The sequence below is a fragment of the Sediminicoccus rosea genome, from assembly GCF_033547095.1.
GTDB lineage: Bacteria > Pseudomonadota > Alphaproteobacteria > Acetobacterales > Acetobacteraceae > Roseococcus > Roseococcus rosea.
In genome coordinates this window covers 1537132-1562047 of the sequence record NZ_CP137852.1, presented here as the reverse complement: position 1 = coordinate 1562047, position 24916 = coordinate 1537132, and the positions used below count along the sequence as shown (strand labels likewise).

Here is a 24916-nt window from a genome sequence, read left to right as displayed (position 1 = left end):
CGGGCCCATGCTGGCCCATGCATGGGGCGCACGCCGCCCCAAGGACAGGACGCTGCGGATGCGCTGGGGGCGCGAGACCAATCTTCTGCTGCTGGCGCTGGGCGCCATGTTCGTGCAGCAGAGCTTCGCCTCGCTCGGCCGCAGCCTGCCCAGCGTCATCGCGCCCGCCATCATCACCGATCTCGGCATCGATCCGGCCTGGGTGGGCGTCTATGTCAGCCTGATCGCCGTCTCGGCGCTCGCCTTCCAGCTCGGCTGCGGCAGCTTCATCATCAAGCATGGCGCGCTCAGGATGAGCCAGGTCGCGCTGGTGCTGCTGGCGCTCGGCCTCTTCGCCGCCTCCTCGGGCTGGATCGTGCTGCTCGCGCTCTCGGCCATCATCGGCGGCGGCGGCTCGGCCATCTCGACGCCGGCCAGCTCCCACCTGCTGGGCCGCTACTCGCCGCCGAAATACGCGCCGCTGGTGTTTTCCGTGAAGCAGACGGCGGTGCCGGCGGGGCTGCTGCTGGCCGGGCTCGCCGGGCCCGCCATCACCCATTGGGGCGGCTGGCAGCTGGCGCTCGACGTGGCCGCCTTCTCCTGCCTGCTCTTCGCACTTTTGCTGCAACCCACGCGCCGCGAATTCGACGCCGACCGCGTGCCCAGCCGGCAATTCCACCTCTCCGACTTCAAGACGACCATCACCGCCGTCCTCGCCACGACGGAGCTGCGCAACCTCTCCTTCGCCTGCTTCGCCTTCAACGGGCTGCAGACGGTCTTCACCTCCTATTTCATCATCTACCTGGTGGATCTCGGCCTGAGCCTGAGCGGGGCGGGCTTCATCTTCGCGGTGGCGATGTTCGTGGCCGTGCCCTGCCGCATCTTCTGGGGCTGGCTCGGCAGCACGGCGGTCACCCCGCGCGCGATGATGGGGGGCCTGGCGCTGGGCATGGCGGTCAGCACGCTGGTGATGGGCTTCTACAGCCCCGCCTGGCCGGTCTTCCTGATCGGGCTCACGGCCTGCGTGCTCAGCGCCACTGCCATGTCCTGGCACGGGGTGCTCCTGGCCGAGGCCGCGCGCCTCGCCCCACCCGGCATGCGCGGCGGTGCGACGGGCGGCGTGCTCTCCTTCGGGCAGATGGGCGGGTTGCTGCTGCCGCTGATCTACGCCGTGCTGCTCTTTCTCACCGGCAGCCATGGGCTGGGCTTCGCGGTCTGCGGCCTGCCGGCGCTGGTGGTGGGCATCGTGCTGATGCGCAAGCCCGCAACCGACGACGCCGCCCTGCGTTGAGGCGGCGAGACAAACGCGCCCTTCCATGCGCATATGTCCGCCCGATCGGCGATGGAAGAACCGCTTGCGCTGGCGACCGATTCAGCAGCTTGGAGGCGTCCTGGCCCTCGCCCTGGTGCTCGCCCCGCCTTCGATGCCACAGCCCCTCCCGGCCACGGCGCCCGCCGAGGCGCCGCCGGAGGAACCTGCCGTCACACCCTATCGCGCCCGCCTGGTCCCGACCGGCGACGCGACGCTGGATGGGCTGCTCCAGGCCGTGTCCAACCTGATCGCCCTGCAGGAGGTGGCGCCGACCGATGCCGAGGGCCTCGCCGCCCGCATCGCCGCCGAGCCCGAGCGCCTGCGCCCCGTGACCGATTCCGAGGGCTATTGGGCCGCCCGCTTCGCCATCACCCAGCAGGGCGAGGCGGTGGAGATCCGCGTCACGCCCGGCCCCCTCTACACGCTGCGCCGCATCACAGTGGAGGGCAGCCCCGCCCCCGAGCTCGCGGCCGGCCAGCCCGCCCGCGCCGAGGACGTGCTGGCGGCCGAGGCCGCGCTGCTCACGCGCCTGAGGCAGGAGGGCCACCCCCTCGCCCGAATCGAACGCCAGGCGACGGTGGACCACCCGGCCCAGGCCATGGACCTCGCCTTCCAGGTGCAGCCCGGCCCGCGCGCCGATTTCGCGGACCCGGTGGTGACCGGCACCGAGCGCGTGAACCCCGAGGTGGTGCGCCGCGTCGCCGCGCTCCGCCTCGCCGAGCGCAGCTACAGCCCCGACCGCATCGCCCGCGCGCGCGCCGATGTCGCCGCCCTCGGCCCCTTCGCCTCGGTGCGGATCGAGACGGGCAGCGCGCTGGACGCCTATGGCCGCCTGCCGGTGACGATCAATGTGCGCGAGCGCCCCTTCCGGGTGATCAGCGCCAACGCGGCCTATGAGACCAATTACGGCGCCTCGCTCCGCTTCTCCTGGCAGCACCGCAACCTGCTGGGCGGCGCCGAGAATCTCCGCCTGGACCTGGAGGCGAGCCGCATCGGCACCGACCCCGACCTGCTCAACGCCCGCGCGGCGCTGACCTGGCGGCAGCCCCTGCCCTTCGGCTGGGACGGCACGCTGGTGGGCGGCCCCTCCGTGGTGCGCGATCGCCTGATCAGCTACGACCGCAACGCCTTCCTCTTCAACCTGGGCTATGAGCGCCGCCTGGGCGACCGCTGGACACTGACCACTGGCCCGACGGCGGAGGTGGGCGAGAGCGCCGCGCCGGGCAATCCCCTCACCCCCTACCAACTCGCCGGCTGGGCCTTCCAGGCGCGGTTCGACAACGCCGACAGCCTGCTCGACCCGCGCTCCGGCCTGCGCGCCCAGGCGAGCGTGACGCCCTCCTACGCCTTCCAGGCCAGCACGGCCTACCTGCCGCTGCGCGTGCAGGGCTCCACCTATTTCGACATCACCGGCAATGGGCGCAGCATCCTCGCGCTGCGCGGCGTGATCGGCAGCCTGGTGAACACCACGGCGCCCAATGTGCCGCCCAGCCAGCGCTTCTATTCGGGCGGCGGCGGCTCGGTGCGCGGCTATGACTATCAGTCCATCGGGCCGCGCACCCCGCAGGGCCAGCCGGCCGGCGGGTCGAGCCTGGTCGAGGGCTCGATCGAGTGGCGGCAGCGCTTCGGCGAGAGCTATGGCGCCGTGGCCTTCGTGGATGTCGGCTCGGTCGGCACGCAATCCTTCGCGCCGATGGATGCGGTGCGCGTCGGCGTGGGCATGGGCTTCCGCTACTACACCGGGATCGGGCCGATCCGCGCCGACCTCGCCGTCCCCCTCATCCAGCAGCAGGGCAGCGGCTCCTTCGGCTTTTATGTCGGCATCGGGCAGGCCTTTTGATGCGGTGGGTGCTGCGCCTCCTCCTGGTCCTGCTCCTGGTGCCGGTGCTGGCGCTGGGCGCGCTGCTGACGCCCTGGGGCACCTCCTGGGGGCTCGGTTTCGCCGCAGGCTTCGTGCCGGGGCTGCGCGTCGAGGGGATCAGTGGCCCCCTGCCCGGCCGCCTGGCCGTCGCGCAGTTGTCCCTCGGCGATGCGGAAGGCCCCTGGCTGGAAGTGGAGGACGCCGAGCTGCGCCTCGCCTGGCGCGAACTCTTCGCCGGGCGGCTGCGGCTGGAGGCGGTGACGGCCCGACGGATCGCGCTGCACCGCCTGCCGCCCGCCGCACCGGCCGAGCCCGCGCCGCTCGCCATGCCGCAATTGCCGAACCTGCCCCTGCCCATCCGCATCGAGCGGCTGGCGCTGACGCGGCTTGAGCTGGGCGCGCCCGTGCTGGGCCAGGCCGCTGCCCTCTCGCTCAACGGCGATCTCGGGCTTGAGGCGGCGCGGCTCGCCGCGGACCTCACGCTGCAGCGGCTGGATGCGCCGGGCAGTGCCCGGCTGGCGCTGGGGCTGGACGGCCAGACGCTCCAAGCCCGGATCAATGCCAGCGAACCGCCGGGCGGGCTGGTGGCGACCCTCGCCGGCCTGCCCGCCGCGCCCTTCCAGCTCGACCTGACGCTGGACGGCCCGGCCAGCGGCGCCGCCTGGAGCCTGGATGCGCGCCTGGGCGAGGCCGCGGCGCGCTTCACCGGACAGGCGCGGCTCTCCCCGGCGGGCGAGATCGCGCTGGAATGGGCCGGCACCGCCACCCCCGCCGGGCTGCTGCCCCCGGAATTCGCGCCGTTGGCCGCCACCCTCCGGCTGGACGCGGCGCTGGCCCGTGCCCCGGATGGCGCCCTCACGCTGCACCGCCTCGCGCTTTCGGCACCGGCGGGCGAGGCCAGCGCCGAGGGGCGGCTCGGCGCCGATGAGAGCCTGCAGGCCCGCTTCCGGTTCACCGCCGCGCCGCCCACCACCTTCGCCACCTGGCTGCCCGAGGGCCTGGGCTGGCGGGCGCTCCGCGCCGAGGGCAGCGTCACCGGCCGCCTCGCCGCCCCCGCGCTCGATGTCACGCTGCTGGCCGAGGGACCGCAGGGCCTGGGACAGGCCGATGCCTGGCTGGGCGAGAGCCTGCGCCTGCACGCCGCCATCACCCCCGCGCGTATCGAAGCCGAGCTGACCGGCGAGCGGCTGGCGACAAGACTCGCCGGCCCGATCCAGGCGCCGCTCGACGTCACCTTCACGCTCACCGCGCAGGACCCGCCGGGCCTGGGCGGCGCCATTTCCGCCGAGGGCCGCCTGACCGGCACGCCCGCCGCGCCGCAGATCCAGGCACGGCTCACGGCCGACCGGCTGGAGGCCGAGGGCCAGGCGCTGGACGCCGTGCGGCTGACCGCCGAAGCCTCGCTCACCGCGGCGCGCGTCACTGCCGAGGGCCGCTTCCGGGACCGCCCACTCAACCTGGACCTCAGCGCGCGGCGCGAGGGCGACGCGCTGCATCTCGACCGGCTGGAGGCGCGCTTCGCCGAGGCGACCCTGACGGGCCAGGCCCAGGGCAACCTCCCCGCCGGCCCCTTCAGCGGCGAGCTGCGGCTGGACGCGCCCGACCTCGCGGCGCTGGAACTTGGCCTGGCCGGCCGCCTCTCGGCCGAGCTGAGCGCCACCGCGCGGCCCGAGGCGGGCGGCTGGGCCGCGCAGGGCATCCGGCTGCGGCTCACCGGCGCCAATCTCGGCACGCCCGCCTTCCGCGCGGGCGTGGAGGCGGAGGCCGAGGGCAGCCTGGAGGCCCTGGAATTCCGCCTCGGCGTCACCGCGCCCGAGGGCGGGCTGAACCTGGCCGGCCAGCTTGCACTCGCCGGCGAGACGGCGCGGGTCACGCTGAACCGGCTGGAGGCGCGCACGGGGCAGGACGCGCTGAGCCTCGCCGCCCCCGCACGCCTCACCATCACCCATGCGGGCGACGTGGCGCTCGAACCGGCGCGTCTGACCAGCCGGCGCGGCGGTGCGCTGAGCCTGCAAGGGGGGCTCCAGGGCGGGCGGATCCAGGGCCGGGCGGAACTTTCGGCGCTGCCCCTCGCCCCCTATGCCGGCGGCGCGGTCACCGGCACGGCCAGCGCCCAGGCCACCGCCGCGGGCACCCTCGCCGCGCCGCAGATCGAGGCGAGCCTGCGCGCCGAGGGGCTGCGCGTGCCCACCGCCCCGCAACTCCCGCCCGGCCAGCTCACCGCCACCGCCCGGCTGCAGGGCGAGGGGCTGAGGGCCGAGGCGCGGCTCACCGCCGGGCCCTCCGTGCAGCTCGATCTCACGGCGCAGCAGCCGCGCGGGATCGGGCCGCGACTTCCCTTCGAAGCGGCGCTGCGCGGGCGGCTCGACCTCGGCGCGCTGGCGCGGCCCTTCCTGGCCGGCGGCGCGGATCGCGTGGCCGGGCGCCTCGCGCTCGACCTTCGCGCCAGCGGCACGCCCGAGGCGCCGGTGCTGGCCGGCGGCGCGACGCTCAGCGAGGGCAGCTACGCCAACCCCCTCTATGGCACGCGGGTGGAAGGCATCGCCGCGCGGCTCACCGCCCAGGGGCAGCGTGTGGTGGTGGAGAGCCTGACGGGGCGCACCGGCGGCGGCGGCACACTCTCGGCCCAGGGCTGGGTCGACCCGCTGGGCGAGGGCCTGCCCGCCGAATTCCGCCTGCGGGCCGAGGCCGCCCGCCCGATCGGCGGCACGCTGGGCGATGCGGTGGTGGATGCGGATCTGCGGCTCAACGGCCCGCTGCTCTCGGGCGGCAGCCTGGGCGGGCGTGTCACGCTGCGCCGGGCCGAACTGCGGATCCCGGAAAGCCTCCCCTCCAGCGTGGCGAGCCTCGCACCCGTCCGGCAGATCGGGCCCATGCCGCCCGGCCGCCCGGCCCCCGCGCCGCCGCCGCCGCCGGTGAAGGCGCCGAGCCTGCCCATGACGCTCGACCTCACCATCGCCGCCCCGCGCGCCCTGTTCCTGCGCGGGCGCGGGCTGGAGGCGGAACTGGGCGGCGAGTTGACGCTGCGCGGCACCGTGGCGGCGCCCATCCCCTCGGGCGGCTTCCGCCTCCGGCGCGGCAGCTTCGACCTGGCGGGCCGGCGGCTCGAATTCACGCGCGGCGTGATCGGCTTCGATTCCGCGAGCTTCTCGCCCAGCCTCGATTTCCTGGCGACGGCACGCAGCCGCACCCACACCATCAACCTCACCATCACCGGCAGCCCCGCGACACCCGTGATCCAGGTGACCGCCGAGCCCGAATTGCCACAGGACGAGGCGCTGGCCCGCTTGCTGTTTGACCGGGAGACGGGCCGCCTCTCGCCCTTCGAGATCGTGACCATCACCCAGGCCGCCGCGCAGCTCGCGGGCCTGCCGACGCCGGGGCTGAACGCGATGGACCGGCTGCGCCGCGGCCTCGGGCTCGACCGGCTCGGCGTCGGTTCGGATGGCGCGGGGCGGGCGGCGCTGGAGGCGGGCGGCTATGTCGCGCCCGGCGTCTATCTCGGCATCCGCCAGGGCACGGCGGGCGGCACGCCGGGCGTGGGCGTGCAGGTGGAACTCACGCCGCGCCTCAGGCTGGAGGGCGAGACGAGCACGGGCCCGGCGGGGGATCGCCTCGGGATCACCTGGGAGCGCGAATACTGACGGCCATGGACCGTCCGCCCCGGCCGGGTCATGCTGCGCGCTGACAGAAGTGCCGCGCCAAAGCGGCGCCGTCGGAGGATCGCCCCATGTTTCGTCGCAGCCTGCCTGCCCTGCTCGCCCTGCCGCTGGCCGCGCGCGCGCAACCGGCCTGGACGCCGGACCGGCCCATCCGCCTCGTCGTCGGCTTCGCGCCGGGCGGCAGCACGGACACCACGGCGCGCGTCGTGGCGCAGGCCATCACCGCCGGGCTCGGCCAATCCGTGCTGGTGGAGAACCGCACGGGTGCCGCCGGCAACCTCGCCAATGAGCACGTCGCGCGCAGCACGCCCGATGGCTATGCGCTGGTCATGGGCTCGATGGGCACGCATGCCACGAACCAGGCGCTCTACCGCAACCTCTCCTTCCATGTGGTGCGGGACTTCGCGCCGGTCTCGCTGGTGGCGCTCAGCGCCTGCCTGCTGGTGGTGCGCGCGAACCTGCCGGTGCAGAACGTGGCCGAGCTGATCGCCCGCGCGAAGGCCGCGCCAGGCAGCCTGAATTGCGGCATCGCAGGTGCGGGTTCCTCGCAGCATTTCGCCGCCGCGCTCTTCGAGCACCAGGCCGGCATCCGCTTCACGCAGGTCGCCTATCGCGGCGGCGCGCCCGCCATGGCGGACCTCGTCTCCGGCCGGCTCGACGTGATGTTCACACCCGTGGTCGAGGCGATCGAGCAGGTGCGCGCGGGCCAGGTGCGGGCGCTGGGCATCACCCGCCCGACCCGCTCGCCGCAGCTACCCGAGATCCCGGCGGTGGCCGAAGCCCTGCCCGGCTATGTCTTCAACTCCTGGCTCGGCGTCTTCGCCCCGGCCGGCACGCCCGCCCCCGTCGTGCTGCGCCTCTCGCGCGAGATCGCGGCCGGGCTCGCCACGCCCGTGGTGAAGGCACGGATGGAGCAACTGGGCTACGAGGTGGTGGGCAGCACGCCCGAGGAGTTCGCCGCCTTCCAGGCCGCGGAGCTGCCGCGCGTGACGGAGCTGGTGCGGATCTCCGGCGCCACCGTGGAGTAGCTTGCGCGGGACGGCGTCTGGGCCAAGGCTGCATGGCCATGACCCAGCACGCCCCCATGGCCCTCGCGGCCGCCCTCTTCGACGCATTGCGCGAGGCCTCGCTCGACCCGCCGGGCGTCTCGCGCGCCAGCTATGGCGCGGGGGAACGCGCGGCGCATGCCATCATCCGCAATGCCGCCGAAGCGATGGGCCTGGAATGCCGGGTGGATCCGGTGGGCACGCTCCTCATGACCTGGCCGGGCGCGGATCGCTCCCTCCCGCCGGTGATGACCGGCTCGCATCTCGATGCCGTCTCGCATGGCGGCAATTTCGACGGCGCGGCGGGCGTGGTCATGGGGCTGGCGCTGGTCGCGCGGCTCCAGGCGGAGGGGCGGCGCCTGCCGCGCGACCTCACCATCCTCGGCATCCGCGCCGAGGAGATGTGCTGGTTCCCAGTGAACTATATCGGCAGCCGCGCCGCCTTCGGCCTGCTGCCGCCGCATGTGCCGGACACGGCCCGCCGCTCCGACAGCGGCAAGACCCTCGCCGAGCACATGGCGGAGGAAGGCTTCGACCCACAATTCGTCCGTGACGGCCGCGCCTCGCTCGACCCCGCGCGCATCCATGCCTTCATCGAGCCGCATATCGAGCAGGGGCCGGTGCTGGTGGGTGCCGATCTGCCCTGCGCCATCGTCACCGGCATCCGTGGCATCCTGCGCCACCCGATCTGCCATGCGACGGGCGCCTGGAACCATGCCGGCGCCGTGCCGCGCGGCTTCCGGCAGGATGCGGTGCTGGCCGTGACGGAACTCGCCACCCGCCTCGAATCCCTGTGGGACCGCGTGGAGCGGGAGAGCCAGGATCTGGTGCTGACCATCGGCGAGTTCTGGACGCCCGCCGAGATGCACGCCCCCACCAAGGTGCCCGGCGCGGTGCGCTTCAGCCTCGATATCCGCAGCGAGCAGGATTCCGTGCTCGACGCCGTGGAGGCGCTGATGCGCGACGTGGCGGCCGGCGCGAAGGCGCGGCGCGGCGTCACGCTCGACTATGGCGAGGGCATGCGCGCCGACCCCGCGCTGATGGACCCGCGCCTGCGTGCGGCCCTGCGCGCCAGCGCCGCGGCGGCCGGCATTCCGGTGATGGAAATGACCTCCGGCGCCGGGCATGACTGCGCGAGCTTCGTGCTGAAGGGTGTGCCTTCGGCCATGCTCTTCATCCGCAACCAGAATGGCAGCCACAACCCGCACGAGGCGATGGAACTGGATGATTTCGCGGCGGCGCTGTCCGTTCTGGCCGGTGCGATCGAGGCCATCGCGGCCTGAGCCGCGTCACGTCTCGTCGGGCGGCACCACGCCCGGCCGCGGGTCGATCGGCAGTTTCCGGTCAAGTCCGGTTGACCGCTCGAAGAGCGCCGCCGCCTGCAGCGCCACCTCGTCCCGGCGCGAGGGTGCTGCGATCTGCAAGCCCACCGGCCGGCCATACTGGTCGAAGCCGCAGGGCACGGCGACGGCGGGCGAGCCCGCAAGCGTCATCGCCGCGTTGAACATCGAGCCCGCCATGTAGTTCTCCAGCTTGCGGCCGGCGATGCTGGTCGGGTTGCGCAGCATCACGTCGAAGGCGGGGGTGCCGGCGCTGGGCGTGACGAAGATGTCGTAGCGACGGAACAGCTCGACCATGCGGCGATAGAAGGCGGCGCGCTCGCGATCCGCCCAGGCGATGCGGCTCGGCGTCGCGTTCAGGCCCAGCTCGGTGTTCCAGATGATGTCGGGCTTCAGCAGCTCGCGATGGGTCTGCATCTGGATCTCGCGATCCACCACGAAATTCTGGCTGCGCAGCGCGAGGAAGGCGTCGGTCAGGTCGGCCAGGTCGGGCGCGTATTCCTCGACGATGCAGCCCATCTCCTCGAAATGCCTGAGCGCAGCCGTGCAGATGGCGCGCGTCTCGCGGTCGATCGGCAGCGCGCCGTTGTAGTCCATGGTGAAGGCGACGCGCCTGGGCGGCCGCGCCTCTGCCACCGCCTGGCTGTAGCTCACGGCCGGCGCGTCATAGGTCAGCGGGTCCTCGGGGCACCAGCCGGCCATGGTGTCGAGGAAGAGCGCGAGGTCGGGGATGTTGCGCGCCATCGGCCCCTGGACCGAGAGCGGCGCGAAGAGGTTGTTCACCGTGCCCCGCGTGACCCGCCCCGGCGAGGGCCTGAGGCCCACCACGCTGCAATAGGTGCCGGGCCGCCGCAGGCTGCCGCCATGATCCGTGCCCTGCGCCAGCCAGACCTCGCCAGTCGCGAGCGAGACGGCGCCGCCGCCCGTGCTGCCGCCGCAGGTGAGCGACGTGTTCCACGGGTTGCGTGTGCGGCCGAAGACCTCGTTGAAGGTGGAGCCGCCCGCGCCGAATTCCGGCGTGTTGGACTTGCCGATGACGATGCCGCCCCGCGCCTCGATCCGTTGCACCACGGGGTGGGAGCGCGCGGGCACATGGTCCTGGAAGATGGGCGAGCCATAGGTGGTGCGCACGCCCGCCACATCCGTCAGGTCCTTGATCGAGACCGGAAGGCCGCCAAGCCAGCCGGGCGCCCCCTCCATCTCGCGCCCCTCGCCCTGCATCAGGCGCTTCGCGTGCGCGCGCGCGCGGTCGAGGCAGAGGGTAGGGAGCGCGTTCACCTCGGGCTCGACCGCCGCGATGCGCGCCGCCGCCGCCTCTACCAGCTCGAGCGGGGAGACCTCGCGCCGGGCCAGCCGGGCCACCGCCTCGCGGGCGCTGAGCTGATGCAGTTCCATGGGCGCTCCCCTCCTCGTGCCTGGGCCGCAGCATGGCGCAAGCCCGGCGGGGGAGGAAGGTGACGCTTGCCCCGGCGCATCGCGCGCGCGCAGTATTGCCGCGCGCCCGGCCAGGGCGCGCTGCGGAAGGATGGGATGCATGGATATCGTCGCGCGCGCCAAGGGCCTGATGACGAACCCGCTGACGGAATGGCAGGTCATCGCGGCCGAGCCCGCCGAGACCGCCGATCTCTTCAAATCCTACGTCGTCCCACTCTCCGCCCTGCAGGCGGTGGGCGGGCTGGTGGGCACGGCGCTGATGGGCTTCGGCGCGCTCGGCTTCGGCGGGCTGATCGGCAGCGCGCTGGTCGGCTGGGGGCTCTCGCTGATCGGCGTCTTCGTGCTGGCGAAGATCGTGGCGATGCTGACGCCGCGCTTCGGCGGGCCGGCGGACCCGATCGCCGCCATGAAGCTCGCGGCCTATGCGCCCACCGCCTCCTGGGTCGGCGGCGCCTTCATGATCATCCCCTGGATCGGCTGGATCCCCGCCCTGGCCGGCGGACTCTACAGCCTGTTCCTCTTCTATGTCGGCACGCCCATCGTCATGCGCATCCCGAAGGAGCGCGTGATGGGCTTCGCGCTCTCCGTCGTGCTGGTGGCGGTGCTGGTGAACATCGTGATCGGCATCATCGTCGGCATCCTGTTTTAGGGCGTGGTCGCCTTTGGCGGACTCGCCAAAGGCGTGAATCAGCCCCGCCGCAAGGATCAGAACCGCCAGATCAGCGGGATGAGGAATACCGCGACCACGAAGAACCAGATCATCAGCGGCAGGCCGAGCTTCCAGTAGTCGCTGAAGACATAGCCGCCCGGGCCCATCACCATCAGGTTGGTGGGCGTGGCGATCGGCGTCAGGAAAGAGGCGGCGGCGGCGACCGCCACGCTCATCAGCACCGGCAGGGGCGAGACACCCATGCCCAGCGCGGCCGCCGCGCCGATCGGGATCACGATGAGCGCCGTCGCCGTGTTGCTGATGAGCTGGCCCAGCACCGCGGTCAGGATGAAGAGGCCCGCGAGCAGCGCATAGGGACCGGCATCGCCGACCAGCGCCACCAGCCCTTCCGCCATCAGCGCGGCCGCGCCGCTCTGCTCCATGGCGGCGGAGAGCGGCATCATCGCGCCCACCAGGATCACCGTCGTCCAATCCACCGAGCGGTAGGACTGTTCCACCGTCAGCACGCCCGAGAGGATCAGCGCGAAGCCCGCCAGCAGGCCGGCGACGGCGGCAGGGACGAGGCCGGTCGCCAGCAGGAAGACCATGGCGCCCAGGATGATCAGCGCCTGCTTCGCCCCCTGGCCGAGCGGCACGGCCTGGCGGCGCACCACATCGGGCGAGTTCACCACCAGCACCTCGGGGTCGTTCAGCCGGATGTCGAGCGCCTTCCAGGTGCCCTGCAGCAGCATGGTGTCGCCGGCCTCGAGCCTGGTCGCACCCGGCCCCACATCGGCGCCGCCGCGCTGGACGGCGATGATGATGAGATCGCCACTGTCGGTCGTCATGCCTGGAAACACCTCGCGCCCGATCATGGCCGAGCGCGGCGGGATCATCACCTCGGCGAGGCCGGAGCGGCGGTTGAACAGCGCCTCCTCCGCCTCGGCATCGCCTGCCTCGGGCCGGAAGGCGAGGTGCTGGTCGGCGGCAAGGCGCGCGGCACCCTCCGCATCGCCGCGCACCAGGATGTGGTCGCCCATGGCGATATAGCCGCGCTTGAGTGGCGCCGCCGTATCGCCCTCCTGGATCGCGATGATCTGCAGGCCCGGATAGGCGCTGAAATCGAGCGGCGTCGCCTGGCCGACATAGGCCGAGCTTTCGCGCACGCGCAGCCGGAACAGGCCATCGGCCAGGCCGTACTGCTCGACCAGCGTGCGGGCATGGGCGGAGAAATCGGCCGGCATGGAGGGGCCGCCGCGCGTCGGCAGCAGGAATTGCCCAAAGAGGATGATGATGGCGAGCGTGCCGAGCAGCAGGGGCACGCCCACCAGCGTGAACTCAAAGAAGCCGAAGCGGCCGAAGCCCGCCTCCAGCGCCGCGTTGGAGACAAGCACGTTCACCGGCGTGCCGGTCAGCGCCAGGAGCGAGCCGGCATGGGCGGAGAAGACCAGCGGCATGAGCAGCTGCGAGGGCGCGCGCTTCAGGCGCACCGCCATCACCACCACCACCGGCAGCAGCGCCGCCACCGCGCCGTTCAGGCTGATCAGCGCCGTCAGCAGCGCGACGAGAAGGCCGGTGAGGCCCAGCAGCCGCGCCCGGCTGTCCTCGCCCGCGCTGGCGATCAGCTGCTGCCCCGCCCAGGCGGTGACGCCGGTGCGCTCCAGTGCCGCACTCATCAGGAAGAGCGAGGCGATGAAGATCACCGCAGGGTCGCCATAGCCCGACAGCGCCTCGTTCAGCGTCAGCACGCCCGTCGCCCAGAGCGAGAGGCCCGTGCCCATCGCCACCAGCACCACCGGCAGGCGGTTCCAGATGAAAAGCACGATGGCCACGCAGATGATCGCGGCGATGATCCAGATGTCGCTCATGGCGCGCGGGTTCCCGGGGTTGCGGTCAAAGCGGCAGCAGCCATGGCACAAGAACCAGGGATGCCGCCATCACGATCAGCGTGAAAGGGACGCCCACCTTCACGAAATCGCCGAAGCCATAGCCGCCCGGCCCCACCACCAGCGTGTTCACCGGCGAGGAGATGGGCGTCATGAAGGCGGCCGAGGCGGCGATCGCCACGATCATGGCGAAGGGATAGGGCGACAGGCCAAGCTCGGTCGCCACCGCGATGGCGACCGGCGCCATCAGCACAGCCGTCGCCGTGTTCGAGATGAACAGGCCGAGCGTGGCCGTGATGACGAAGAGCAGGCCAAGGACCAGGTGCGGCGCGGCATCGCCGGCGAGCCGCATCACCGCCTCGGCCGCGAGATCCACGCCGCCGGTGCGCTGGAGGGCGAGCGAGAAGGGCAGCATGCCCACGATCAGCACGAGGCTCTTCCAGGAGATGGAGGCATAGGCGCTGTTGAAGTCCACGCAGCGCAGCAGCCCCATCAGCAGGCAGCCGATCAGCACGGCATGCACATTGGGCACGATGCCGCTGACCATCATCCCCACCGTCAGCGCCAGCACGGCGACGGATTGCGGGGCGCGACTCGCTGCCGGCAGCACCTCGCGCTCCTCCGCCGGAAGGCGCAGCAGCACGAGGTCGTGGTAGTCCGAGCGGAGCTTGCGGATGTCGGACCAGAAGCCGGTCAGCAGCAGCGTGTCGCCGCCCTTCAGCCGCTCCTCGAGCAGGTCTTCGGTCAGCACCGTGCGGCCGCGGCGCAGGCCGAGCACGGTCAGCCCCGTCTCGCTCTGCATCCGCGCCTCCAGCACGCTCCGGCCGATGAGGCGGGATTCAGGGGCGACCAGCGCCTCCACCATGCCGAGTTCCTGCGAGCGGTCGGTGAAGTAGCCGCATTCGCCGAGCGGCAGCGCCTCCAGCCCGTACTCGGCCGCGACCTTTACGATGTCCACGCCGGGCGCCACCACATCCAGCAGCAGCACCTGGCCCACGGCCAGCTCGGTGCGTGGCGTGGGGCGGATCACCTCGGTGTGGAAGCGGCCGGGCAGTTCGATGGCCAGCAGGTTGATGCCCTGGATGCTGGACCGCACCTCCTCCAACCGCTGGCCGGCGAGCGCCGAGCCGGGCCGGATGCGCAGCTGGAAGGCTCGGCCGACAAGACCGTATTCGCGCACCCAGTCGCGCAGGTTGGGCGCGCGCTGTTCGCTCTCGGGCGCGGCCTGGGCCGGCAGCATCCGCCGCGCCACCAGCATGTAGGCGATGGCGAGGACCAGGAAGGCGAGGCCGAAGGGCGTGAAGGTGAAGAAGCCGAAGCCCTCCGCACCCTGGCGCACCAGCTCGGCATGGACGACGAGGTTGGGCGTGGTGGCGACGAGGGTGAGCATGCCGCTGACCAGCGCGGCCACGCTCAGCGGCATCATGAGCTGGGAGGGCGCCGTACCGGTGTTCTGGCAGATGCGCAGGACCACGGGAATGAAGATCGCGACCACCGCCGTCGAGCTCATGAAGGCGCCGAGGCCCGAGACGCAGAGCATCAGCAGCATCAGCATGCGCGTCTCGCTCTGCCCGGCGGTCGCATTCAGCCAATCGCCCAGACGGCGCGCGACGCCGGTTCGCACCAGCCCCTCGCCGATCACGAAGAGGCCGGCGATGAGGATGATGGACGGGTCGCTGAAGCCGGCCAGCGCCTCGTTGATGGTGAGCACGCCGGTGAAGGGCATCAGCACGATCATCAGCAGCGCCACCGCATCCATGCGCGGCCGGTTGGCGACGAACATGACGATGGCGGCGGCCAGCAGCAGCAGGACCAGAGCGAGCTCGGTGTTCATGCGGCGCGTCCGAAGGGCCAGGGGAAGGGGAACAGGAAGGGGACGAGGAAGACCGCCACCAGGAAGGACCAGGCCAGCAGGGGCAGGCCCAGGCGCCAATAGTCGCCGAAGCGGTAGCCGCCCGGCCCCTGCACCATCAGGCTGGCCGAGGAGGCGATGGGCGTCAGGAAGGAGGCCGCCGCCCCCACCGCTACCGTCACGAGCGCGGTGCGCGGCGAGACCTGCATGGCCCCCGCCGCCGCGATGGCGACAGGGATGACGATCAGCGCCGTCGCCGTGCTGGAGATGAGCTGGCCGAGGCCGGCCGTCAGCAGGAAGAGGCCGGCCAGCAGCGCATACGGGCTCGCTTCTCCCACCACGGCCACCAGCGTCTCGGCAATGAGGCCCGCCGCCCCCGTCTTGTACATCGCCGTCGAGAGCGGGATGAGCGAGGCGATCATGATCAGGATGTTCCAGTTGATCGCGCGATAGGCGCGCTCCACCTTCAGCACGCCCAGCAGGATCACGGCACAGGCGGCCAGCAGCGCCGCCACCACGCTCGGCACCGCCCCGCTGGCGAGCAGCCCCACCATGAGCAGCAGGATGGCGATCGCCCGGCGCGAGCCGGTGCCGAGCGGGATCGCCTGGCCGCGCAGGGTGGACGGGGCCGTCACCACCAGCACGTTGGGATCCTGCGACTGCTCCTCCAGGGCTTCCCAGGTGCCTTGCAGCAGCAGCGTATCGCCCGCCGCGAGCGCCACCTGCCCCGGGCCCAGCCGCTCGCCACGCCGCTGGATGCCGAGGATGACGAGGTCTCCGCTCTCGGTGATCATGCCGGGGAAGACCGTCTCGCCGATCAGCCCCGAGCGTGGCGGCAGCACCACCTCCATGAAGCCGGTGTCCTGGTTGAACAGCGCCTCGTTCAGCTGCGGCCGCCCGGCCAGTCGGGGGGCCAGCCCGTTCTCCGCCATGAAGCCCTGCACCACCGCCGCCTCGCCGCGCATGATGAGCGTGTCGCCCGCCGCAATGGGCCGGTGGCGCGCCAGCCCCACGCGGTCCGGCCCGCGGATGGCGATGAGGCTAAGGCCGGGATGGTTCCGCCCCTCCAGCCGCAACTCCAGCGCCGCGCGCGGCGTGCCGATGAAGGGCGAGGCGGCGGTCACCTCCAGCTGGTGCAGATCCTCGAAGAGGCCGTATTGCTCGGAGAGGCGGCCCGAGTGGCGGCTCAGATCTTCCGGCATGCCGCGGCTCAGGCGCGTGGGCAGCAGCCGCGCGCCGAAGAGCAGCACGATCGCCAGGTGCCCGAGCAGAAGTGCCACGCCGATCAGGCTCATCTCGAAGAAGCCGAAGGCGGGCATGCCCTGCTCCACCGCCGCGTCCGAGATCAGCACGTTCACCAGACTGCCGGTCAGCACCAGCATGGAGCCGGAATAGGAGGCGAAGGCGAGCGGCATCATGAGCTGCGCCGGCGGTTGGCGCAGCCGCACCGCCACCAGAACCAGCACCGGCAGCAGCGCGGCGGTCGCGCCGCTGGAGCCGATCATCGCCGTCAGCATCGCCGCCAGCAGCATGGTCAGCAGCAGAAGACGCGCGCGGTCCTGCCCCGCCTGGCGCACCAGGACCTTCCCGACCCAGGCGGTGACGCCGCTCGCATCGAGGCTGGCGCTCACCACGAAGAGCGAGGCGATGAAGAGGATGGTGGTGTCGCCGAAACCGGCCAGCGCCTCGGGGAGGTCAAGGATGCCGGTCGCGTAGAGCAGCAGCGCCGCGCAGAGCGCCACCACCGCGACCGGCACGCGGTTCGAGATGAACAGCACGACCATGCCGCCGATGATGGCGAAGGTGATGGCGATGTCGCTCATCCGGCGTCACGCGGCCCTCGCCATCACAGGCCCCAGGGAATGCCGAGCAGGTACCAGGCGGCGAGGAAGGCGGTCCAGATCACGGAGATCCAGATCACATAGGGCAGCATCAGCGCGATCACCGTGCCGATGCCCGCATCCTTCTGGTACTTGATGGCGAAGGTCACGATCATCGCGAAATAGGCGTTGAGCGGGGTGATGGCGTTCAGCGGGCTGTCGCCCACGCGATAGGCGGCCAGCACCACCTCCGGCTCCACGCCGAGCTGCATCAGCAGCGGCACGAAGACCGGCGCGAAGATCGCCCATTTGGCGATGGCCGCCGTGATGATGAGGTCGATGCCCATCACGGCGATGACGAAGCCGATGATGAGCGCGATGGAGGGCAGGCTCAGCCATTCCAGGAACTTCGCGGCCGAGACGGCGGCCAGCGTCGCCATGTTCGTGTAGTTGAAGAAGGCGATGAACTGGCTGATGACCAGCAGCAGCAGAATCAGCCCCGAGAGCCCGCCGATCGCCTTCTGGATCGCCGCGATGATGTCGGCCGAGCCCTTCATGGTGCCCGCGCCCTTGCCATAGGCGGCGCCGGTAACGAGGAAGATCAGCGCGATGGTGACGATCAGGCTGTTCATGAAGGGCGAGCCCTCGATCATCGCACCCGTCACCGGGTTGCGCAGCGGCGCGCCAGGCGGCAGCAGCAGCAGCCCGATGAAGGCCAGCACGCCGAGCAGCGCGATGCCCGCATAGCGCAGGCCACGATACTCGGCCTCGCTCAGCACATTCTCGCCCGGCACCGTGTAGTCGCCCGTATAGGCGCCAAGGCGGGGTTCGATCACGCGCTCGGTGATCAGCACGATCAGCACGGTCAGCATGACGACCGAGCCGATGGAGAACCAGAGGTTGGAGGCAAGGTCGATGGTCTGGGTCGGGTTCACCAGCCGGATCGCGTCATTGGTGATCTCGGTCAGGATGCCGTCCACCGGCACGATCAGGATGTTCACCAGGAAGGCCGCCGCCACCGAGGCGAAGCCGACGGCGAGGCCGGCCAGCGGATGCCGGCCCACCGAAAGGAAGGCCGCCGCCGCGAGCGGGATCAGCACGAGGTAGCCCGCATCCGCCGCGACGGAGGAGAGGATGCCCACGAAGGTGAGGATCCAGGTCAGCGCCCAGCGCGGCGAGATGATGACGAGCTTGCGGATCAGCACCTTCACCAGGCCCGCCTCCTCCGCGACACCGACGCCCACCATCGCGATGATGATGACGCCGACGGCGGTGAAGCCCATGAAGTTGCCCACGACACCCGTGTACATGAAGCGGATGCCCTCGATGGTGAGAAGGCTCCGCGCCGCGGTCGTCGCGGGCTCGATGTTGCCGGTGGCGGGGTTGTAGGCCTGGTAGCTGACCTCCGCGCCGAACAGCGCCAGCAGCGTGGAAAGCGCGATGATGATGCCGATCAGGTAGATGAAGATCATCACCGGATGCGGCACCTGATTGCCGACGCGCTCGACCGTGTCGAGCATCTTCTGCATGCGGGTCTTGGGGGCGCTCGCGTCACTCATCGGCGTGGTCCTCTCGTCGAAGGCTAGCGGGACAGCGCGTCCAGGATGCGCGCCCAGGAGTGGATGCCCTTCTGGAAGCTCACCAGGTTGTATTTCTCGTTCGGGCTGTGGATACGGTCATCCTCAAGGCCGAAGCCGGCCAGGATGACGTCCATGCCGAGCGACTGCTTCAGCTGGTGCGTGACCGGGATGGAGCCGCCGCCGCCGATGAAGACGGCGGGCTTCGGCCATTCGTCGCTCAGCGCCTCGCGCGCCTTGAGGAAGGCGGGGTCGTCCGTCGGGAAGCGGATCGCCTGGCCCGAGCCATGCTCGATGAACTCGGCGCGGCAATCGGCCGGCAGGCGGTCCATCACGTGCTTGCGGAAGGCGGCGCGGACCTTGTGCGGGTCCTGGTCGAAGACGAGCCGGAAGGAGACCTTGGCCGAGGCGATGGAGGGGATGACGGTCTTGAAGCCCTCGCCCTGGTAGCCGCCGCCCATGCCGTTGATCTCGGCCGTCGGGCGGGACCAGGTCTGCTCCAGCGCGCTGTAGCCCTTCTCGCCCGCCGGGATGGAGAGACCCACGGCGCCCAGGAAGGCCTCCGCGGTGAAGCCCAGCGTCTCCCACTGCGCGCGCAGACCAGGGTCCAGCTCCGGCACGCCGTCATAGAAGCCATCCAGCGTGACGCGTCCATCCGCGTCATGCAGGTCGGCCAGGATGCGGGCCAGCACGCGGTTGGGATTGGCGGCGGCAGAGCCGTAGAAGCCCGAATGCAGGTCGCGGTCGGCCGCGTGGATGATGACCTCCTCGCCGCAGAGGCCGCGCAACATGGTGGTGATGGCCGGCGTCTCGGCATCCCACATGTTGGTGTCGCAGATCAGGCCGATATCGGCGCGGAGTTCATCCGCATTGGCCTGCAGGAAGCCCGGCAGGTTCACGCCGCCCGATTCCTCCTCGCCCTCCAGCAGGATGGAGACGGGGATGGGCAACTTGCCGGTCACGGCCTTCCAGGCGCGGCAGGCCTCGATGAAGGTCATGAGCTGGCCCTTGTCATCGGCCGAGCCGCGGCCCGTGATGACCTTGGTGCCGCAGGGCAGCGTCTGGATCGTCGGCTCGAAGGGGTCGCGGTCCCAGAGTTCCAGCGGATCCACCGGCTGCACGTCGTAGTGGCCGTAGAACAGGGCCGACTTGCCCGGCGTGCTGCGGTCATGCGCCACCACCATGGGGTGGCCCGGCGTGGGGCGGACCGCGGCGTCGAAGCCGATCGCCTTCAGATCCGCCACATGCCATTCGGCATTGGCCTGGCATTCGGCCTTGTAGGCGGGGTCGGTCGAGATGGACTTGATGCGGATGACGGCGAAGAGGCGCTCCAGCGCGGCATCCATGTTGGCGTCGATATGGGCAAGGACGGCGGCGAGCTCGGACATCAGGCCTCCAGCGGCGTTGTTCTTAACGGGTCATGCTGCCCGAATTTACACCGCCAGCGCCAGCGCCGGATGCGCTTGGCGTCCCGCCTCATGGTCCGCCCGTCCCAGGCGGGCGCCTCAATCCGCGCCCATGACGCCGACGGTGGAGGGCTCGTTCCGCCAGCCATCGCTAAGGCGCCCACGCTCGAAGCCGTAGTCGAACAGGGCGCGCATATAGGCGGGATCGAAGGGCTCGCGCCGCGGGTGGTCGAATTCGCGGCCGATATAGGCGACGCGGAAGCCCACGCCATCACGCTGCGTCGTCAGGTGGATGCGGCTGATGTCCCCCAGGCCGCTGTAGTGCAGCAGCGTGGCGGCCGAGCGGCGGGTGATGCTCAGCACGCCGCGCGGCGTGCGGCTCGCCTCCACATCCACGCGGCCATTGCGGATCACATGGGCGGTGCGCTGCCGCGGCCCCCAGCGGCCGCGCTCCTCGCCGCGCAGGTTGATCGTCGGCGGATAGAGGAAGACCTGCATGGTGGCGCCGCCATCCACATGCATCTCCTGGAAGACCCGGCCCTGGTGCTGCACCTCCACCAGCACCGGCGGGAAGGCGCCGGGGATGGAGGCGGAGGCGAGCAGGATGCGGCGGAACAGGCCGAGCGCATCCGGATGGCCGCTCGCCGCGATGGCGCCGATGTTCCACACCACGGGCCGCTGCACGTCGAGATTGGTGGTGCCGATCAGCAGCAGCCGCCCCTTGGCGTATTCCGCCGCGATCGCCGCCAGCATCTCTTCATTCGCGTGGCGGGCGATGAGACGGCTCAGCGGCGAGGTGTCGGCGATCGCCTCGCCGAAGAACAGGGAGAACACGGCCGCGACCTGGCGCGGCAGCAGCAGGATGTCCTGCGCGCGCTGCCCGGTGAAGACATCGCGCAGCGCCGGGTCGTAGTCGGGGCCGAGGAAGGCGAAGGGCGCGATCAGCGCGCCGGCCGAGATGCCCGTCACCATGTTGAATTGCGGCCGCGTGCCGGACGCCGTCCAGCCCAGCATCATGCCCGCGCCGAAGGCGCCATTGTCGCCGCCGCCCGAAAGCGCGAGGAAGTTCTGTGGCCCGAGCGGGCGGCCCTGCGCTGTCGCCGCCTCGCGCTCGGCCATCATCCGCCCCTCGCGGATCAGCCGCTCGGGCGAGGCATCGAGCCAGAAGCGCGCATTGGGCAGGCCAAGCACCGGGATGTCCTCGGTCTCGGTCGCCGGCGGCGGGTCGAGGCGGATATAGCTCGCGCAGCCCGTCATCAGCAGGGCGGCCAGGAAGAGCATCGCGGCGCGGCGCAACGGCGGGAGCCGCTCAGGCTGGACGGTCATGCTTCACACCGGTCTGGAGGAACGCCTCAGAAGCGCGCGACCGTCGCAAACAGGAAGCGGTTGGCGATGCCATGCCCCGCCTGCCCCGCCCCCGCCGCCGCCGCGCCGCCATAGAGGTCACGCCGGGTGTAGAGATACTCGAAGCCGATATCCAGCCAGCCCGAACCGAAAACACCGTTCCGCACCTGGCCGAAGGGGCTCCAGATGATGTTGGCGAAGAGCTGCTGGATCTCTCGGTTGAGGCTGGTGGCCGAGGCGGAGCCCGGCGCGAAGGCCAGCGCATAGCTCGCGAAATCCTGGCGCGAGTAGGAATAGGTCAGGTTGCTGCGGATCTGCGGCGTCCAGAAGCGGCGATAGCCGGCGGTGAAGCCCCAGGCCGGCACCGGGTCCAGGCTGACGCGGCCGGTCAGCCCCGGCATGCCGATGTTGGAGAGCGCATCCTGCCCATTGGTGCTGCCGGCGAAATACCGGCCCATGCCCTCGCCGACATAGGCCTGGCCCAGCAGCTCATCCGCGCCGAAGGATTCCGAGAACCAGCGCATCGGGAAGCGCAGATGGGCCGCGGCGCCGACGCCCGTGGCGCTGGTCGTCCCGCTGAAGGGCTGGGCGGCAGCGGTGCCGGCGGGGCGGATCTGCAATTGCCGCAGCATCCCGCGCAGGCCGAATTCCAAACCGTCCTTGCGGTAGTTCAGCCGGGCCAGCAGGTCGGGCGCAGCATTGAAGGCGGGGCTCGCGCCGCCATCCAGCGTGCTGCCGGGCGTGAAGACGCCCGCGGCGGAGGTGTATTGCGTCTCCGGCGCCTCGACCGAGATCTGGCCGGTGAGGCCCGGGGCCAGCCGCGCGGTGAGCCGCAGCTGCGCCTGGCGGACGAAGGACTGGTTGAGGTTGGTGGCGTCGATCAGGGTCTCGTAGACGCCTTCGTTCCACAGGCTGTTGGCCTGGCCCACCAGCACGCGGAACCGCTCGTCGCCCAGTTCGCCCCAGGCCTGGCGCAGCCGGAACACGGCGTTGGATGAGGTGGGCGAGCCACCGCCGAAATCACCCTCCAGTCGCGTCTCCAGCGTGCCCCAGCCGGTCAGGCTGCGCGTGTCCACGCCGAAGCGGCTGAAGCGCGCCGTCATGCCGAAATCCCCGCCCTGCTGGGCGGCCGGGCTGCCGGTCAGCGGGATGCCGCCGGGCAGCGGCGCATCGGTCTGGTTGCGGCCATTCGCATCGGTCCAGGCGGAGAGCTTGGCGAAGCCATAGAGCCGCACCTGCGTCTCGGTGCCGGGCACGCGGAAGGCGATGCCGGGCAGGTCGGAACGCAGGGCATCGCCGGTCGCGGTCTGGTCGCCCATGGGCTCGGGCGGCTGCAGCCCGGGCACGTCACGTTCCGCCGGTGCCGCGCCGGCGGCGGGCGGCAGCGCCGCGCGGGCCATGTTCTGCTGGATGCTCTGCGCCTGGTCGGCGGCGGCACGGGCGTCACGCGCGGCCGCCTGGGCGGCCTGGACATCCGCCTGGGTGGCAGCCGGCGCCGCCGCTGGCGCGCGGGCAGCGCGGGTGGGCGTGGCCGGCTGCGCGCGGGACTGCCGGGCGACCAGCGCCTCCAGCTGCTCCATCCGGCGGCGCATCTCCTCGTCGCGCCGGCGCATCTCCTGCAATTGCTGGCGCAGTTCCGCGATGGTCGCCGCATCGGCCCCGGCACCTACCCCCCCTTGGGCGCGGGCCGCCGGCGGGGCGCCGGCCGCGCCCAGGGCCGCCGCCAGCAGGAGCAGCGCGGGCGTCGCCCCGGCCTGGGGGAATCCGCCCCCTGCCCTCATTGCGAGGAGGCGCGCCCGGCCGCGACGCCCTGGTTGAAGGCGCGCTGCTGCGCGCGCTGGTGCTGGTCCCAGGCGAAGCCGCCGACGCCGCCGGCCGCCGCGCCGATCAGCGCGCCCGTGCCGGCATTGCCGGAAATCGAACCGATGGCGAGGCCGGTCAGCGCGCCCACCGCGGCGCCGCCGCCCACGCGCTGCGTGGTGGGCGTCATCTGCCCCGTGCCGTCGCAGCCGGCGAGGCCGAGCAGCAGCAGGGCGGGGGCGAGAAGGCGAAGCGTCATGGCGTGTCCTTTCGCGTCAGCGCGCCCCGCCGCGGCGCGGGGCCGGGGCGGCGCAAGGATAGGTCGTCGCCGCCCAGCGCAGCAGGCCATCCACCGCCTTGGTCTCCGCCTGGTCCGGATTGGCGGCCACCCAGGTGACGAAGGAGGTCTGCACGAATTCCAGCGCCGGCGTCTCCCGCGGCAGGCAGAAGGCGGGCATGATGCCGCCGGGCCGGGTGATCTCGATGTGGTATTGGCCCATGCCGACGATGAAGCCGCGGCAATAGCCCACCGCCATCAGGGATTCGGCATCGGTGCCGGTGGCGCCGCACAGCGCCGCGAGCGTGCCGGTGCTGAGCTGCGGCAGGGGAGCGGCGGACTGCGCGAGGGCGGGGCCGCCGGCCAGCGCCAGAAGCATGAGCGCCCCCAACCCAGATCTCACATGCGGCATGGCGCGCTCTCCCCTTGGTCCCTGGCGGCGCTCGAGCGGTGCACGCTTCGCGCTGACAATGCGGGTTCGAGGCTAGGGGCGGTTCCCGGGGGCAACAATAGGAATTTCGTGCCCGCCCCGTGCGCTGCGTCCCAGGCGGGCGCCGGGCGCGCCCGGGGTGCTGGCACGATCGGCGAAATCCGCCTTTCATGCCGGCAGGAGGAATTCATGGACCAGCGCCTGTATCGCGGCGGGCCGCCCGGCCCGATGCGGGTCTCCACCGGCAGCCTGCCACCGGCCGAGACCGTCCGCGCGCTCGTGCGCGAGGCGTGGGAGCACTTCGCCCCCGTGACCGACGGCCATGTCGCCGACTACATCCCCGCCCTCGCCGAGGCCGATCCCAGCCTCTTCGGCCTCTGCATCGCCGGCGTGGATGGCCGCAGCTTCGCCCTGGGCGATGCGGATCACGCCTTCTCCATCCAGAGCATGTCCAAGCCCTTCGTCTTCGCCCTGGTCTGCGAGGCGCTGGGCGGCGGCATCGCGCGCGAGCGCGTCGGCGTGAACGCGACGGGCCTGCCCTTCAACTCCGTCATGGCGATCGAGCTCAATGCCGAGCGCACCATGAACCCCATGGTGAATGCCGGCGCCATCGCGACGACGAGCCTGGTGCCCGGCGCGAACATCGAGGCGAAATGGGCGTTCATCCGCGAGGGCCTTTCGCGCTTCGCCGGGCGCGAACTGGCGATGGACGAGCGCGTCTACACCTCCGAGGCGGCGACCAACCAGCGCAACCAGGGCATCGCCCGGCTGCTGCACGGCTATGGCCGCCTCTATGCCGACCCCGACGAGGCGACCGAGCTCTACACGCGGCAATGCGCGCTGAACGTCACTGCCCACGACATGGCGGTGATGGGCGCGACGCTGGCCGATGGCGGCGTCAATCCGGTGACGCGCGAGCGTGTGGTGGATGCCGACCGATGCCAGCGCGTGCTGGCCGTGATGGCGACCGCGGGCCTCTACGAGCATTCGGGCGACTGGCTCTACGAGGTCGGCCTGCCGGGCAAGAGCGGAGTCGCGGGCGGCATCGTCACCATCGCGCCCGGCAAGGGCGGGCTCGGCGTGTTTTCACCGCCGCTCGATGCGGCGGGCAACAGCGTGCGCGGCCAATTGGCGACGAAATTCCTCTCCGAGGCGCTGGGCCTCAACCTCTTCGCTTCGCGGCCGGCCGGCTAGAGCATGATGCGTTGAGGCGGAATCGCCGATGCGCTGAATCATCCTCT

The 24916-nt window shown here is 71.6% G+C and carries 17 protein-coding genes; 7 read left to right on the top strand and 10 right to left on the bottom strand.

Features of this window, described 5'->3' with window-relative positions; all coding sequences use genetic code 11:
- Window positions 1-7: 7 nt before the first annotated feature.
- The 5 genes from R9Z33_RS07450 (at window position 8) to R9Z33_RS07430 (ending at window position 9143) form a co-directional block, all read left to right on the top strand.
- Window positions 8-1270 (top strand): MFS transporter, encoded by a 1263-nt coding sequence (locus R9Z33_RS07450; RefSeq protein WP_318650674.1) that lies wholly within the window; start codon window positions 8-10, stop codon window positions 1268-1270.
- A 133-nt stretch (window positions 1271-1403) separates the two neighbouring features.
- Complete coding sequence (locus R9Z33_RS07445) at window positions 1404-3131, top strand: autotransporter assembly complex protein TamA (protein WP_318650673.1); 1728 nt, start codon at window positions 1404-1406, stop codon at window positions 3129-3131.
- An 8-nt stretch (window positions 3132-3139) separates the two neighbouring features.
- Complete coding sequence (locus tag R9Z33_RS07440) at window positions 3140-6796, top strand: translocation/assembly module TamB domain-containing protein (protein WP_318650672.1); 3657 nt, start codon at window positions 3140-3142, stop codon at window positions 6794-6796.
- Window positions 6797-6882: 86 nt separating this feature from the next.
- Window positions 6883-7842: a Bug family tripartite tricarboxylate transporter substrate binding protein gene (locus R9Z33_RS07435; protein WP_318650671.1), complete on the top strand. Its 960-nt coding sequence runs from the start codon at window positions 6883-6885 to the stop codon at window positions 7840-7842.
- 38 nt (window positions 7843-7880) lie between these two features.
- Window positions 7881-9143: a Zn-dependent hydrolase gene (locus R9Z33_RS07430; RefSeq protein WP_318650670.1), complete on the top strand. Its 1263-nt coding sequence runs from the start codon at window positions 7881-7883 to the stop codon at window positions 9141-9143.
- Window positions 9144-9149: 6 nt separating this feature from the next.
- Here R9Z33_RS07430 and R9Z33_RS07425 read toward each other — a convergent pair whose 3' ends face one another.
- Window positions 9150-10595, bottom strand: coding sequence for an amidase (locus tag R9Z33_RS07425; RefSeq protein ID WP_318650669.1), 1446 nt, complete (start codon window positions 10593-10595; stop codon window positions 9150-9152).
- A gap of 139 nt (window positions 10596-10734) precedes the next feature.
- On the opposite strand from R9Z33_RS07425, the gene R9Z33_RS07420 reads away from it, so the two are divergent.
- On the top strand, window positions 10735-11283 hold the full coding sequence (locus R9Z33_RS07420; RefSeq protein ID WP_318650668.1) for a Yip1 family protein: 549 nt from the start codon (window positions 10735-10737) through the stop codon (window positions 11281-11283).
- 56 nt (window positions 11284-11339) lie between these two features.
- On the opposite strand, the gene R9Z33_RS07415 is transcribed toward R9Z33_RS07420, so the two are convergent.
- The 9 genes from R9Z33_RS07415 to R9Z33_RS07375 all read right to left on the bottom strand — a co-directional run bounded on the left by R9Z33_RS07415 (window position 11340) and on the right by R9Z33_RS07375 (window position 23657).
- Window positions 11340-13151: an SLC13 family permease gene (locus R9Z33_RS07415; RefSeq protein WP_318650667.1), complete on the bottom strand. Its 1812-nt coding sequence runs from the start codon at window positions 13149-13151 to the stop codon at window positions 11340-11342.
- A gap of 25 nt (window positions 13152-13176) precedes the next feature.
- Window positions 13177-15003: an SLC13 family permease gene (locus R9Z33_RS07410; RefSeq protein WP_318650666.1), complete on the bottom strand. Its 1827-nt coding sequence runs from the start codon at window positions 15001-15003 to the stop codon at window positions 13177-13179.
- Window positions 15000-16844, bottom strand: a complete 1845-nt coding sequence (locus tag R9Z33_RS07405) for an SLC13 family permease (RefSeq protein ID WP_318650665.1) — start codon at window positions 16842-16844, stop codon at window positions 15000-15002. The genes R9Z33_RS07410 and R9Z33_RS07405 overlap by 4 nt, the downstream gene beginning before the upstream one ends.
- Window positions 16845-16867: 23 nt before the next feature.
- A complete protein-coding gene (locus R9Z33_RS07400) occupies window positions 16868-18400 on the bottom strand; it encodes an AbgT family transporter (protein WP_318650664.1) in 1533 nt (510 codons plus the stop codon).
- Window positions 18401-18423: 23 nt separating this feature from the next.
- On the bottom strand, window positions 18424-19806 hold the full coding sequence (locus R9Z33_RS07395; protein WP_318650663.1) for a M20/M25/M40 family metallo-hydrolase: 1383 nt from the start codon (window positions 19804-19806) through the stop codon (window positions 18424-18426).
- Window positions 19807-19923: 117 nt separating this feature from the next.
- A complete protein-coding gene (locus tag R9Z33_RS07390; protein WP_318650662.1) occupies window positions 19924-21150 on the bottom strand; it encodes a patatin-like phospholipase family protein in 1227 nt (408 codons plus the stop codon).
- A 26-nt stretch (window positions 21151-21176) separates the two neighbouring features.
- Window positions 21177-22949: a DcaP family trimeric outer membrane transporter gene (locus tag R9Z33_RS07385; RefSeq protein WP_318650661.1), complete on the bottom strand. Its 1773-nt coding sequence runs from the start codon at window positions 22947-22949 to the stop codon at window positions 21177-21179.
- The gene (locus R9Z33_RS07380; protein ID WP_318650660.1) at window positions 22946-23227 is read right to left on the bottom strand and encodes a glycine zipper domain-containing protein; all 282 of its coding nucleotides are present in this window, start codon (window positions 23225-23227) and stop codon (window positions 22946-22948) included. The genes R9Z33_RS07385 and R9Z33_RS07380 overlap by 4 nt, the downstream gene beginning before the upstream one ends.
- A 16-nt stretch (window positions 23228-23243) precedes the next feature.
- Window positions 23244-23657 carry a Rap1a/Tai family immunity protein gene (locus tag R9Z33_RS07375; protein ID WP_318650659.1) on the bottom strand — a complete coding sequence of 138 codons (414 nt, stop codon included), beginning with the start codon at window positions 23655-23657 and terminating at the stop codon, window positions 23244-23246.
- Between the two features lie 207 nt (window positions 23658-23864).
- Here R9Z33_RS07375 and glsA point away from each other — a divergent pair, with 207 nt between their 5' ends.
- On the top strand, window positions 23865-24869 hold the full coding sequence (gene glsA, locus R9Z33_RS07370; protein WP_318650658.1) for a glutaminase A: 1005 nt from the start codon (window positions 23865-23867) through the stop codon (window positions 24867-24869).
- Window positions 24870-24916 lie beyond the last annotated feature (47 nt).